Source organism: Niastella sp. sgz303648, from assembly GCF_059587045.1.
The window spans coordinates 699945-714541 of sequence record NZ_JCAPSW010000002.1 but is presented as its reverse complement, the minus strand read 5'-3'; the positions used below and the strand labels follow the sequence as shown (position 1 = coordinate 714541).

Sequence of the window (14597 nt, the reverse complement as noted above, 5' to 3'; positions counted from 1 at the left end):
TTAATTATTAATGAACCCATTTTTCTAACATCTTCAGGCTGTCCACCATGCCAGGCCGGTGCTGAAAAAAATTCTGCAATTGCTGCCTCCCTTCTGTAGTTAGTGAAAGGCTGTCAATGACTTTGCGGAAATGGCTCACAGACAACCGGGGCAACGCTTCCGACGAAGGTGGTAACGCTATCTTTTGGGGGGTAGTTACCTGCATCACCGACACCTCCGGCGCTTTGCTCATGAACGTTTGCATTAATACAAATACGCTATAACCACCAGACAATACACAAAAAACAATGCAATAGGTTTTCTTCCGGCGAATGCTCCACTTGCTTTCAATCTGTTGCATCTTATCCGCCCATCTGCGCTGAACCTTTAAAATGGTTTGCATCAGATAGTTTTGTACAGCGGCTTGCACCTTGTGCTCCTTTTTTCTTTTTCTCCAAAACCACATCGTTTATCGCTTTTGCACGTTTAAATCTTTGTTTTCCAGGATGGCCCACTTTTCAATCAAAAAACCGTTAGGGTTATTGTCTGTTCTTGTTTGCAGGTCGCGCAGGTAGCCTTCCGTAATCAGGCTTCGGATAGTCACGGACATTGGGCGCATAATCCGTTCCTTACCATAGAACCGGAAGTAATAAGGATGACGTTCCTGCTGTACCACAATGCTGTCTACCTGTAGCTCCTGGCTGATATTGGAACTGATGACCTGTGAGTAGTAGCCATTTTCTTTCAAATCGTCATACACCCGTTTGGCGCTACCATCCGCGAGGTACATAGCCTTCTTTATGCTCTCTTCAATTGCCTTGTCGTCGGGCGCAAGTGTAAAGAAATAAGTATGAAAATCCCTTACATGACGCCTACCCTCTACAGGTATATTATCCTTTCGGGTACTCATGATTGCCTGCATGGCTTTTCCGTCCGGTAGTATAACCACCTGCTGTTGTACCCTGTCTGCAAATGCATAGCTTTTGTAAATAGAATAACAGCTAAGCAGCACGGCTGCCAGAATGAGTATAAAACTAAATAGCCTTATATGCCTGAATGCGCTTTCAATATTCTTTAGTTGTTTAAACATATCCTACCTCCATTTTTCACTAATCCAATCACTTACTTATCCGTTTCCTGATAGTTTATTGCGCATATGGCTGTTGCTATCAGTAAAATAGTCACCTGAACCGGATGCCGCCATGCCTCCGCTCATCATACTGCGTATATTGCTGTATACATCCCCTACCATGCTGGTCGCTGTGGCTGCCGTTCCATAGGTCACCGCATTAGAACTACGACTGTACATATTTGTAATTCTTTGCTGCATCCCGCCGCCGCCACCTACAAATACAATTTCATCCGCAATGCTGGGCACCGTAGTAAAGCAAATAATGCCGATAATCATAAAAATGATATAACCCAAATCATAGCTACTGAAAAAAGTATCTCCGTTCTGCTGGATCTGCGTGAGGTCAATCTTGAGCATATTTTCCTGGATTTTTCCCAGCAATGCACCCAGTATATTGCAAATGGGTAACCACAAAAAAACATTGATGTATCGGGCAAGGTATACCTGCAGGATATGCTGAAAGCCGTCGAAAACCGATAAGCCCAGCACCAACGGGCCGATGATCGCAAAAATTATTAGCTTGAAAATTCTCAATGTGTTAATGCAAAGCGAGGCTGCTTCGTAGATAATCTGTAGCACAATGGCAATTACCTGCTTGATGGAATTGCGAAAATTATAGCTCATCTTAGCCATCGCAAACTCCACGCTGTTGCTGACTTCTCCAAAAAACCCTTCTTTACCTACCTCATCCTTATGGGCATATTGCATCCATAGGTCCCGGTCGCCTTCACCGGTTATGCCTACCAGCGCCTGCCATTTGGTGGTGGTTTTAATTTCTGCCTCCTTTTGGGCCAAAAGAGCTGCTACCGTTTGATTGCTGTTCTTCACCAACAGCGAAGTGCCATCTACCGTCGGCTGTAGTACCCCGTTAAAAATATCAATGACGGCAGGCCACAACCCGACTGCCATCAGCAAGGCAAATGGCCGAAATAGCGGGTAGAAATCCACGGGTTCTGCTGCTGCGATACTTTTCCACACACGGCTGGCAATGTACCAGGTAGCCGCAAATCCGCCAATAGCCCGGCCTACACCAATCAGGCTGTCGCAAAGCGGAAGCAGATCTTTATACAGTTTTTTAAGCACGTCCTGCAGGCTTTGTATTTCGTTTGCCACCTGCGCCTGCACTACAAAAGGCATTATTATCACCACTGCTACCAGCACAATACTCTTTCTCCACTTCATACATCCTCCTTTCGTTATCACTTATCACCTTACTTTACTCCATGCAGACTTTTCAGCCCATTCAATTCGCCATAATCCTTCAGCCGTTGCAATGCCAGCAAATGTGCCGAACTGTTAAAATGCCGCAGGAAGAGCAATTTGCTTTCCATACCATTATATATCCTGTCTATAGCTTGTATCCGTTCATCGTCCGACATACGGAAAGTCTGCGCGGTTATGACCATTAACAATGCATCAAGGTCACCGACGCTTTCATTAAACAGATTTTTATATACGCCGGATATGTAATCGAGTTCGCTGCTGTTGAACATATTCGAACCTCGTAGCATATCAAAAGCCGCTTTGTATTCTTTGACGAGCACAAATTGATACTGGATAATATCTGCCACTTTGTGGTATTTTTTGATAGCAGGATTCACCAGGTACAGCCCATCGAGAAATACCTGATGCAGCTTGAAATTGCCGCTGGCAATATCCTTTATCTTATTGTAACCGCCTTCCAGGATCTTATATCCATCGTACATATCCTGCAGGATTTGCCTGAACTGGTTAAGTTTCTCAATGTCGAGTATCAATTGCTGTATTTCTTCCTCCTGGGCATATGTCCTGCATGGGTTTGTAACCAACAGCGCCAACATCATCACCACACTTACACAATACTTCATACTCCCTCCTTCTTCTAAAAGCCTTATTTTTCACCGTACAATTTCCGCAATGTGCCAATCTCAATGGTTTCCGCCATGCGCTGGCGGGCCATTAGATGCACTTCGTTTTGCATTTTCAGCACATTGGTTTGCTGCTGTAAGCACTGCTTTTGTAAAGCAGTTACCTGCCTTATGCGATCATCATCGGTCATTTTCAGTTTATCATCCGTAGTGACTTGTACCATGTCATCCAGCGTTTGCATTACCTCATCCATTAGTTGCATGAATGACTTGTAAAAGATATCAAGTTCCGAAGCAGTGAATTGTCCGCAGGCCCTGGCATTTGCCAGCGTTTTACTATAAGTGTTATAAATAGATACCTGCAATGATATAAAATCGGCCACACGTGCAAACTCCTGTATAGCAGGGTTAACCTTTTGTAAAGAAGTAAAAAAAGCATTGTGCAGGTTGAACTCCCCCTTTTTGATAGAGTGGATGGCATTTAAGCCATCACGCACAATCTTATAACCTTTTTCGAGATAACCAATGTATAATTGTAACTCTGCGATTTGTTCCAGGAGGTACTTTTTCTGCGCCTTTTTTTGACGAAACCACTCGTCCCAGGTTTGCGCCCTGCACAACGGTTGCAGGCTTACACATACCAACACCAATAATATTGCCTTGCATCCTCCTGCTTTAATACTTGCCTTCATAACCTTTGTCCTTTTTGTTGTGTCGAATCCTCGCTAATTATTCTTGGCTTTGGCTTTCGTACTTTCGGACGAACCAAATCATACATTTCCTTCGGGGTAGGGCAATTTTTCGGATGCATGAATACCTGCATCTTCCAAAGCCCTTTATGGTGTGCCTCCACGCTGGTAAGCTGTAGTTGCTTCTGTGCCGAATCAAAAAGAAAGTTCAATTTAAAATCAACCACATCACGTTTGCTCCTGAACAACCCGGTCACTCCCAACCGCAATGCTTTGATACCGGTTTCTCTTGCCGGTGGATAATACACCTTCATCAGGTTTTCTCTTAGCTCGTTCATCAAGTGACCATCTGGCGTAGGTGATTGCAGGTCTTTTTCAGTGTATCCTTTTTTTGCCAGCAGTTCACATTGTTCCTGCAATAACAGTTCAATTTTTGTCTTGTCGTCCATCTCACGCTATTTATACCCCCTCTAATCACAGTTATCACTACTCTAAACCGTACATTGCCTTCACCACGTCAATTTCCTGCTGGTCTTTTGCTCTGCGCAGGCTCAGCATGGCATTACTATTATTGAAGCGGTACAGGTCATCCAGGTTTTTGTCTATTTTACTGGAGGCCGATTCAATAAGCTCCATTCGTTTAGCATCACTCATTTGTGTAGTAAAAGAATTGACCACCAACATTAGCAGATCAATATTGTGCAGGCTTTCTTCGAGCATGCCGACATATACATCACCGATGTATTTGATTTCATCCGAAGTGAAGTGCTTGTCCTGCTGGAATAACCCATAAGCCCTTTTATACTCATCTACCAGGTACACCTGTTTCTGGACAATGGCTTTTACCTCCCGGTAATACATTACCGCAGCCTTTACTTTCCATAATTCTTCGTAATAATCAGCGTATAATTGCCGCTGTTTTTCAACCCAGTCGGCAATCTCCTGTAGTTTCAGTTTGGAGAGGGTGTTTTCAACCGTTTTCTGGACGTTTTGTAGCTTAATCGTAGCATTTTGGAGACGCTGTATTTGCAGGTCTATAGCTTTAATTGCTTTTTTCACTGCCGCTTTAATAGCTTCAGTAACGGGGTCCTGTGCTTTCGCAGGACCACTATACATAATAGCAGCCGAAGTCACCACGGCCACCGTGAATAATTTCCATACACAACTTTTCATACACACAATTTTTATTCACCTCAAACAATAAGATTCCTCACCCGTGTACACACGGGCATTCACATACCGTATAATAAATCAACAACTTACTTTACTTTGGTAAATGTTACTTTACCGTTACTCAGGGTACCTTTATTCATATCCACGGAATACAAGTCGCCTATATCCTGTATACTCAGTGTATGGGCGCTGGGGTCGTATACAGCCGTCCACTTTTTCGTTTTATGAGCCATAGGCAGGGGCTTTCCCTTCTCGTCATTATACTGTATTCCACTGGTATTGACGATTGCCATCAGGTTTTCCGCTTCGCCTTGCACTTTTGAAAGTGTAAGTGTATCCCATAGTTTACCGGCCTGGTCAGCAGTATAACGTACATATTGACCTGTAAGGGATTCAGCAGGCTGGCTACCCATATGGCAACCGGCAGAAAAAGCTGCAAAAAACATTACATACAATTTTCTTTTCATATAAAGGTATTTGGTGATAAAAATGAATGTTATGAAGGGTGAAGCTCGGCAACCAAGGCTTTTATGCCCTTTTGCATGCTGCCGAAACGTTGGGCAAATTCGGCTACTTTGACTTTTTCTCTTTCTTCCGTGGTATATGTATAGTACTCTTCCGGGGAGACTTCAGTGCGGTATACTTTGCTCAAAACTCCTGCCAAAGATATAAATACTTCTTTATATTTTTTGCCGGGTTCGTTTGCTTTATTCATGCTTAAAATCAGGGCCTTCTCTTTTTCGGTTAGCCCGAGCAGTTCCTGTATAAGGCCAAACTTGTTCTGATACTTTGATTGGTCGAGCAAAATCTTACAATCACTGTTATTCACAATCGCCTGCTTGATGATAGGTGAGCTGATAATATCCTCGACATCCTGCGTTACCACAATGGCTTCACCAAAGAATTTCCTGACTGTTTTAAAAAGGTACTTAATATATTCCGCCATGCCTTCCTTAGCGATTGACTTCCACGCTTCTTCTATCAAAATCATCTTGCGCACCCCCTTCAGCTTCCTCATTTTGGAAATAAACACTTCCATAATGATGAGGGTCACGACAGGAAACAAAATCGGATGATCTTTAATGTTATCAAGTTCAAATACAATAAAGCGCTCATGCAGTACGTCCAGATTTTCTGTCGCATTCAGTAAATAGTCAAATTCCCCGTTTCGGTAGTAAGGCCGGAGTACGTACATAAAGTTATCGGCATCAAAATCTTTGTCTTTCACACCATCCGTTTTCAAGATAGCCATGTAATGTTCCTGCAGGTATTCGTAAAAACTGTTGAAACACGGGAAAATGCTTTTGTCTTTATCTAAGTATTCATAATAGGCAGTCAGCGCATTAGACAAAGCCACATATTCACTGCGCTTAAATTCCTCGTTGTCCTTTTTCCAAAGTGCGAGTAGCAAGGTCTTAATGGACTCCTTTTTTTCCGTATCAAGTACATCGCCTGCTGTGAGGTAAAAAGGATTAAACCGAATAGGATTTTTTTCTTCGTATGTGAAGTAATACCCATTCACTAATGTGCAAAGTCCCTTATAGGAGTGTCCTACGTCAATTAAGACAATGTACGTTCCCTGTTCATAATAGCTTCTTACCATTAAATTGGTAAAGAAGGATTTCCCTGATCCGCTTGGTCCCAATATCATCTTGTTTCTATTGGTGATGATACCCTTCTGCATAGGTTCATCACTAATGTCCACAAGAACAGGCTTGCCCGTTATCCGCTCACCCAACCTGATACCCACAGGACTAACCGATGAACGGTAATTGGTTTCCTGGTTAAAAAAGCATACTGCCTGTTCCGCAAAAGTGTCAAATGTGTCATTGCAAGGAAAATCCGCACTGTTGCCTGCAAGGCCGGCCCAAAATATTTGCGGCGCTCCTTTCACTTCCTGCCGGGGTACTGCATCCATCTGCGCCAGCGCAGCAGAAGCCTTGTTGCGTACCTCGTTCAGTTCATCGCGCCGGTCGGTCCACACAAGCAAATTGAAATGTGCTTTGACCGGCAACCGCTGCTGGCTGATAGCTTCATTTAAAAAGGCGTTGGTAGCATCCCTGCTAATGGCATTCTCCCGCGAGTAAGCTGCCAATGATTGCAAACGCCTCCGTTTGCTTTCCATCCGCTTCAGCGTTTTTTGCGCATCATCTACAAACAGGTATTGATTATAAATGTGATTACAGGACAATAACTGGCCTACGGGCGCCGCAAAGCCTACTGAAAATTTGGTCTTGTCAGTGCTATATTTATCGTAGGTAATTCGCGGGCCGCAAAGCGCCGGTAAATCTTCCACATCGCTCATCGCATATAGCTGGCAGTATTGTTCACCAATTTTCCATTCCGGCTTAAAAACAATGTCCTTTATTACCGGCTTTTGCTGCTCATGCAGTAGAAAACAATAACGCTCCAATAATCCTGTGCTTTGTGCAGTACCGGCTATCTCCTCCTCCCTTAATCGCCTTACCTTAATAAAACCATTGTCACCCAATAACTTTTCAAACTGGCCCACCTTATTAAGAAATTCTTCTAAAAACACTGAGCTTATACTGTCGGGTGGTACAAAGGAAGATCTGAGCAAATTGGAAAACACTGAACTTGCAGGTTTCCTGTTTACAGCTTTACGGGTAATCATCAGGTAACACTGGTGATCCAGGAAAGGCCGTTCGTGGAAAAACTTTTCACTGCAACCAGCTAAAAAGCTCTGGTCAGGATTACTAAAATCAGCCTGGTAGTTGACTCTGGTAAACCAATCCTGCTTATGCACCACTGTATGGACAGGGAGTACTTTTATTGCCCTGACCCAGTTGTGGTGCAGGGTTTCACATTCCTCGTTGCTCAACGTGAAAATCTCCGGCAGCTCCAGCCGGAACACTACGGTCACATCCCCGTTTTTTGATATTACACTTCCGTTCTCTACTTTGTACACAGGTAACAGCTTTTCAAGCTGTTTTGCGCCTGTTTTATCTTCCCTTAGCTGAAGCATGAACGCTGCTATCACTACTACTGCCATTACTATCACTACTACCATCTCTCACCTCCACTTTTATCATGTCAAAGAACTTGTTCCTGCTGCGGCAGACAATAGCAGGGGGTATCCGTTTATACGCAGCCTTTTTCATCAAACCATACTGACCATACTTGTGGCTGAACTTCCCGACCCATGTAAAGAGTCCAAATCCGAGCACCATTATAACTCCGAGGCTTATATACACCGGTACCCCTGCTATATACGCTACCGCAAAAAGGATCAGTAAACCCACAAGCCCTACCGCCAGATAGGCGATATACTGTGCTTTCAATCCCTTAAACTCTATCGCTTTGTTCACTCCCTTGTTAATCTCATACACACTTGCCATGCTTCATCACTTATTTTCCCAGTCCATTTGATTGTTTTTCGTCACCTTCCCTTATCATCCTTACAAATTGTATTCTTCGGGGGTTAGCTTTTTGTATTTCACTGATCGTCTCTCTAAGGGATACCACTGGTTCGGTTTCCCATTCATGTGATACCTCTACCTCTTCCACTTCAGTTTTGTCACTTTCTTTCGCTTTTTGTTCCTGCTCCATCTGCTTTTCCTTTATCTTCACCGCTATTTCCCTTTCCAGTGTTGCATGCGCAGACTTCAACTGCTTTAATTCTTCCTCTTTGTCAAATGGCTTGGCAATAATATCCTGCACCATTGCAATGTCTCTTTGGTATGTATCCAGTTTCTTCTTCTGTTCTTCCAGCAAACTGTCTACCCGGTCAATAGCATTTAGAAAATGGCGCACTGCCAGCTTGGGATTGTCCACATTCAGCCACCCATCGTTGTAGGTATAATTGAGTGAGGTGGCGGCGCTACGGGCAAACAGGTTGTGATAGCTTTCAATACTCTTGTCGTTCATCACTGTTTTGACCTTCATATACAAATCGAAGCTATAAAGCGTACCTACTTTATGTATCTCCTGGGTACCAACAGGTACCTGTGTGTCCTGGTATAATTTGATGAGATAATTGCCCAGCGTATCCTTGTCCGCACTGTTACATCCTGCAAGCTCGATAGGATTTTCTTTGGTCCCGTCTTTCTCATAGTAAAGCTGGCCTTTATACAACTCCTGGTCTTTTGAATATCGTTCTATTTTCCACGTCGCTTCCTCCTGCAACCTGAATAAGAAGTTCAACCTGTCTTTGGATCTTGAAAGCTCTCTGAAATAAGCCCCTTTAAGGCTTTCCATTACCGCTATTTTCTTTTCCAGTTTGGATTTTTCCAGCAGCGTAGTGTCGCCTGAAAGCACAGCAATGTATTCGCTGAAATTCATACCGCTTTTTTCATCCATTGCACCTTCATCAATAGTCCTGGTATGCAGTGCACAATTTTTCATTTGGCTAATGAAAGTCTGCTTGTTTTTGAGCAAATTGAATTTGTAATTATCCAACGTTTGCTCTACAGCGTAGATATAGTTTTTTACCTTGTTGCCATAGTGCTCTTTAGCCAGTACATTACCTTGCCGGGCGCCACGGCCATTGCGTTGCTCCAGTTCTGAAGGCTTCCACGGTATATCCAGGTGATGCATGGCAATGACCCTTCTTTGTACATTGAGCCCTGTGCCTGCCTTATCGGTGCTGCCAATGAGTATCCTTATCTCACCACGGTTCATCTTCTTGAACAGGTCGATCTTTTTTTCATCCGACCAGTCATGGATGAACGTTATTTCATGTGGTGGAATCCCAAAGTCACTTACAAGTTTATCTTTCAGTGCATCATAAATATTAAACCCATGCGATTTGGGAGTGCCAATGTCACTGAAAATTATTTGTGTGCCTTTATGTTCGCTGCCTCTGTGGTACAAATCCGCTACTTTCCTGGCACAGATATTCACTTTATTTCCCGGATGGTCGCTGTACTGCGCACCAACCAGCCGCATGTCTGCCGCCATTTTTTTAGCGTAATTGGTTGCTATCAGCATCCGGCCTTTATCTTCCTCATCGGAAAGTTTCGGCCTGCCGATAAGACTGGCATCACCGGTTTTTGCAAACCTCATTAATCGTTCTATGAAATCCCTTTGTTCAGGTGTAGGGGGAATATTCACCAGCTCTTCATCAAGCTCAGGCTTATCCAGTTTGATATGCTGAGCGGTTTTATAGTCCGTTATTTCATTATAAAATAAAGCCAGCTCAGGTACTTTGATAAAATGCCGGAAGCGTTCTTTAGCAATAATTTCATTGGTAACCGAAAACTCAAAATCTACTGTCTTCCGGGCAAATACTGCTGCCCAGGCATCAAAGTTTTCAATGTTTTGCCTTTCCAGCTCCCTGGGCCGTAAATACTTAAAAATTAGATACATTTCCGTCAGGCTGTTAGAAATAGGCGTGCCTGATAGAAAGGTTACACACAGGTCAGCATTGAATTGCTCTTGAAGGGTACGTACAGCAAAGAGCATATTAAGCGCTTTCTGGCTGCCCTCCATGTTGCCCAAACCGGCTACACGGTCGTGCCGAGTAGTGAAAGTCAGGTTTTTAAATTTGTGCGATTCATCCACAAACAGGTGGTCAATTCCGAGATCATTAAAGAAAATGTCACTGTCCTTTTTTGATTCAATACTGTGCAACACTTCTTTCAACTTCACCTGCAAGTTCTTTTTACGAACTTCCAGCCCTTTGAGCAGGCGTTTGGTTATTTGACCTTCACCCAAATCTTTGAGCGTGTATAGGTCTTTTTCCAGGTTATGCAGCTCTTGCTGAAAAATCAGCTGTTGTATGTCGGGCGATTGCTGTATTTTACCAAACTGGTCGTGAGTCATAATCACGCAGTCCCAGTTGTTGTTTTTAATTTCAAAAAAGAGCCGTTGACGGTTAGCGGGGGTAAAATCATTTTTACCTGGCGCCAGTATACGGGCGCGTGGATATGCTTTGCGGTACGTTTCTACAACCTGTCTTATATTGGCTTTTAATGCGAGGACCGCTGGTTTGCGAATAATGCCCAGGCGTTTCATTTCCTGGCTGGCCACCACAAGCGTAAGCGTTTTGCCCAATCCAACCTCATGGTCTATAAGAGAACCTCTGTTTTGTACAATACGCCACACAGCGTTTTTTTGAGAGCTGAATAAGTCTTCAATACCCAACGCTTCTTTATTAAGCCCCGGAAACTGTTGGTGACTGCCATCGTACTCCCGCAGCACATAACAGTTATAGGTATCGTTATAGAGCTTTTCAAGGGCCTGCTGTTCATTCTCTGGTAGGTCACGCAACCATTGGATGAACTGTTCACGGATAGATTCAATCTTCCGGTTAGCCAATTGAATGGCATCATTATCCGGCACACGGATTTTATCCCCTGTTACTGTTTCTATTTCATAGGAAAAAAAAGGCGATGTGTTTTCAAGCGCATGTTCAAGAATGGTATACCCATACATTTTGTGACCGCCTTTAGGGTCTACCGCATATTCCTCGGTAATTTTAGGATTTTGACCATTTGTGACCACTTTAAAACTGTCCACGGATCTCAAATATGAAACGGTCGTCTTCAAATCAAATAATTGCGATGCAAACCGTGAATAATAATCTTGGGGCATCCATCTTTCACCGAGGTTAAAATCAAGTATATCAAATGGGATTTTCTCTGGTTGTACCTTTTCAATAGCCGACAGGCTTCGCATGTACTGCTCATTGCCTGGTTGTTCCTCCACTTTTTGCCTGGAGGCAATCAGTTTTTCTACCACATTACCACTCAGATACTCATCCGAGGTTTCCCAGTGATTGCTTGCAGGGTTGATATAAATATGTTCTCCTAATATGCGGATAGTCTCCTGCTCGTCTTTACCAATGGCGCTGCTTATAAAGTGCAGGTCTACCAAACCTTTGTCGTTCAGGCAGCGGGCCAGCGCTTCTTTAGGGTCGTCCGTTACAAACTTTTCCTGCGTTGTATGCAACCCTTCACGCAGCAAATCGGATTTTGTATACCCGTTTCCTTCTTTTCGTTCCAGTGAGGAAAGCATCATCAGGCCGAATGCATCATCATTCAGGATAAGCCTTTTATTGCCGGTGTCATTGAGTTCGCCAAAAGCGCCTGTAAACTCATCATATAAATCATTAAGCCGTTTCCTTAGTCCGTCATACCTCACACCCCGGATTTCCTTTTCCTTTCCGAACAATTCAAAATAGTTGTCGCGGATCTGCACATATTGTTCATACAACTTCCGGTGCTTGCCTCCATCATCAAAAGCCTGAAAGCTCGCCTGGTCATTTTCCTTGTCCACATCCTGTATTATACCGGCCTTACCTCTATACATGACCAGCGTACCATTCCTGTAGTAATCCTTTAAGCCTGTAAATACTGCAGGGCCATCCTCACTCAATCCAAACATCGCCTGCAGGCTTAGGTCACCATTATAACGATACTGATAATCATATTGCTTTAGCGTAGCAGATAGCTCCTGTAGGGTGGCGCCCAATTGCGATGCCTGCATCCATTTCGCAGCAAACTGTAGCTCGCCCACATTGGAGTACAGTTTATACAGGTACTGGTTATTGGTCTTGCTTTTAGCAGTAATTAATACCAAAATCTCATGGTCGGGTTGCGCAGACGTGGTGATGGAGCTAACCAACCTGCCGGTTTGCTTCTGCACTGTTTTTTCGTCGGTATCGGTTATATATGCGGTGGCCTTATTAATAGATTCAGCCGGGGCGGTATCGAATAAACCTAACTGTGCTACAGTAGTTTGCTGTTTTACTTCAGGAACGGCTAAAAAAGAAAACTGTTTGCCTTTCGGGGCCTGCTTTTTATTCCATGATTCCTGTAGCCTGTAAAACGCACCCTTGTCAAAGCGGCTTGTGAACCCTTCGCTTACAATATGGGACAGTGATTCGCCAACCTGGTTTATATCGCCATGCTGCCATATTTCCATGTGCGCTTCGCCATATTGATTCTTACCCTGTTTTATTTCATCCCCGATAATCAGCTCCCTGTGCTGATGTATATAACCATTGAGAAAATACTGGCCCAGCTCGTTTTGCTGTGCTACTGTACTGATGAGCAACTCTTCTTCAGGTGAAAATCCGCTTTTGCCGGTGTTCTTTTGCACAATCAGCAGGTGCGTGGGCGATTCTGTATTGCCGGTATCTTTCATAAGGTTGTCCGGCATCGCCGCCACGCTTACAAAATCAGCCCGCATAAAAAGGTACTGGCGGGCAGCCTCATTGGAAGGGCTGTTTAAAAAGCCATCAGTAGTAAGAAATGCCAGCAACCCGCCATCACCGATTTTATCAAGCCCTTTTGCAAAAAAATAGTTATGTACTTTTCCCGAAAGCGCACTGCTTCTGTAGGCAGGGTCATAAACTGAAAAATTGCCAAAAGGAATATTGCTCGTTATTATATCATACTTCCCGTTGTCGTTTACCGGCGCTTCTTCAAATCCACAGGTATGAACAGTGGTGTGCACAGGCAATACGGAAAGGCTTTTAGTAAGCAGGAGGCCGGAAACCAGGTCTTTTTCAACTGCTGTAATTTCTTGCAGGTTGAAATGCGGTGATTGCATTTCGGTAATAAATATACCTGCCCCCGCGCTTGGCTCATATATTCGATGAGGTGGTATGCGGCACATGGTCAGTTCAGTAGCCAGCACCTGCGGTATCACGGAAGGAGTATAGAAAGCAGTAAGCACACTGTCTTTAAGCGATTGCACCAGTTCATGGTAGCGGCGGTCAGGATGATCCCGTTTTAAAAGGTCATGCAACTCTGTTATCTGACCATGCAACCGTATATCATCTTCTGTGGCCCCCAGTTTTTGCCAGGATGGAATATCACCATAAGGATACAGGATAGCTTTTATACCGCCGAAGCCACTGTAACGGCGCAATACCTGCACATCAGTATCCGGCATTGGTTTACCAGTTTCACTTTCCAGCAACACCCGGATAGCGGTTATATTATCCTGTAATTTCTTTGCGGTGTTATAAGCCATATACACACTTTTTCAATACTTCACCTGTTTTCCAGATACTCGTTTATGGTGCCGGTAACCGTATAGTAAAGTTCCCGGTTGTCGTGGTTGTCTTCGGAGAATTGATATGCTTCAAAGAGAGGGTTGCAAATGCCAATGATGTTTATAATTTCATACACCAAAATGCCGTTTTCATCCCTCGATGAAAAGTCTGGACCAAACTCTTCTTCCAGTATCATACGGATATAGTTATACTTTGACGGTCTAAGGTCTGCCGTCATTTCGTGGAGACAGCGTTCTTCTATCATATAGGGCTGCTCGCTTTCACTTATAATCCGATCCAATAATGGCTGTACAGACTTCACTTTTTCTTCCAGGTAGGCAGTCACTTTATTCTCTTCCTGTAGATGCACAAGCAAATCAGGATTATTTTCAATGAGATAAGCGTGTAGCTTTATCTTTAAAAGTGCTTCCATTTTGATGATATATTATGAATGAACGATATAACAATTTAGGTTAGACGCCAAAGAATCCTTTCAGAATAGTAGCCACTACTACCAGGAATATACAACTGCCAAACCACGCGCTCGCCACCTTGCCCGTATCTTGGTCGCCGTTGTTCCATTTGTTATACACTTTAATAGCTCCCACAATTCCGGTCACCGCACCTATGGCGTACATTAGCGTGGTACCCTTTTGAAAATATGTTACTACCTGGCTGGTAGCATTGGTGAATCCTTCTCCTGCTGTTTGTGCCATTGTTTCAGCACCACATGCTATCATTAAACCAACTGAGATATATATCCGATTTACAACACAATTCCTATTCATCACACATCCATTTAAAAGTGAAAG

13 protein-coding genes are annotated in these 14597 nt (G+C 43.7%); all 13 read right to left on the bottom strand.

What is annotated here, in order from left to right:
• Positions 1 to 7: 7 nt before the first annotated feature.
• Positions 8 to 382 (bottom strand): hypothetical protein, encoded by a 375-nt coding sequence (locus AC59IL_RS07455; RefSeq protein ID WP_496551474.1) that lies wholly within the window; start codon positions 380 to 382, stop codon positions 8 to 10.
• A 66-nt stretch (positions 383 to 448) separates the two neighbouring features.
• A complete protein-coding gene (traK, locus tag AC59IL_RS07450; protein WP_496551473.1) occupies positions 449 to 1069 on the bottom strand; it encodes a conjugative transposon protein TraK in 621 nt (206 codons plus the stop codon).
• A 36-nt stretch (positions 1070 to 1105) separates the two neighbouring features.
• Positions 1106 to 2293: a conjugative transposon protein TraJ gene (gene traJ / locus AC59IL_RS07445; protein ID WP_496551472.1), complete on the bottom strand. Its 1188-nt coding sequence runs from the start codon at positions 2291 to 2293 to the stop codon at positions 1106 to 1108.
• A gap of 29 nt (positions 2294 to 2322) precedes the next feature.
• Complete coding sequence (locus tag AC59IL_RS07440) at positions 2323 to 2958, bottom strand: TerB family tellurite resistance protein (protein ID WP_496551471.1); 636 nt, start codon at positions 2956 to 2958, stop codon at positions 2323 to 2325.
• 23 nt (positions 2959 to 2981) lie between these two features.
• Positions 2982 to 3650 (bottom strand): hypothetical protein, encoded by a 669-nt coding sequence (locus AC59IL_RS07435; RefSeq protein ID WP_496551470.1) that lies wholly within the window; start codon positions 3648 to 3650, stop codon positions 2982 to 2984.
• A complete protein-coding gene (locus tag AC59IL_RS07430; protein WP_496551469.1) occupies positions 3647 to 4096 on the bottom strand; it encodes a hypothetical protein in 450 nt (149 codons plus the stop codon). The genes AC59IL_RS07435 and AC59IL_RS07430 overlap by 4 nt, the downstream gene beginning before the upstream one ends.
• A gap of 37 nt (positions 4097 to 4133) precedes the next feature.
• Positions 4134 to 4820, bottom strand: coding sequence for a conjugal transfer protein TraI (locus AC59IL_RS07425; RefSeq protein WP_496551468.1), 687 nt, complete (start codon positions 4818 to 4820; stop codon positions 4134 to 4136).
• An 86-nt stretch (positions 4821 to 4906) separates the two neighbouring features.
• A complete protein-coding gene (locus AC59IL_RS07420; RefSeq protein WP_496551467.1) occupies positions 4907 to 5287 on the bottom strand; it encodes a hypothetical protein in 381 nt (126 codons plus the stop codon).
• Positions 5288 to 5316: 29 nt separating this feature from the next.
• Complete coding sequence (locus tag AC59IL_RS07415; RefSeq protein WP_496551733.1) at positions 5317 to 7806, bottom strand: TraG family conjugative transposon ATPase; 2490 nt, start codon at positions 7804 to 7806, stop codon at positions 5317 to 5319.
• Positions 7784 to 8179 carry a DUF4133 domain-containing protein gene (locus tag AC59IL_RS07410; RefSeq protein ID WP_496551466.1) on the bottom strand — a complete coding sequence of 132 codons (396 nt, stop codon included), beginning with the start codon at positions 8177 to 8179 and terminating at the stop codon, positions 7784 to 7786. Before AC59IL_RS07410 ends, AC59IL_RS07415 begins: the two co-directional genes overlap by 23 nt.
• 10 nt (positions 8180 to 8189) lie before the next feature.
• Positions 8190 to 13763 (bottom strand): helicase-like domain-containing protein, encoded by a 5574-nt coding sequence (locus AC59IL_RS07405; protein ID WP_496551465.1) that lies wholly within the window; start codon positions 13761 to 13763, stop codon positions 8190 to 8192.
• A 20-nt stretch (positions 13764 to 13783) separates the two neighbouring features.
• Positions 13784 to 14218 (bottom strand): DUF1896 family protein, encoded by a 435-nt coding sequence (locus tag AC59IL_RS07400; protein ID WP_496551464.1) that lies wholly within the window; start codon positions 14216 to 14218, stop codon positions 13784 to 13786.
• 40 nt (positions 14219 to 14258) lie between these two features.
• Positions 14259 to 14525: a DUF4134 domain-containing protein gene (locus tag AC59IL_RS07395; protein ID WP_496551463.1), complete on the bottom strand. Its 267-nt coding sequence runs from the start codon at positions 14523 to 14525 to the stop codon at positions 14259 to 14261.
• Positions 14526 to 14597 lie beyond the last annotated feature (72 nt).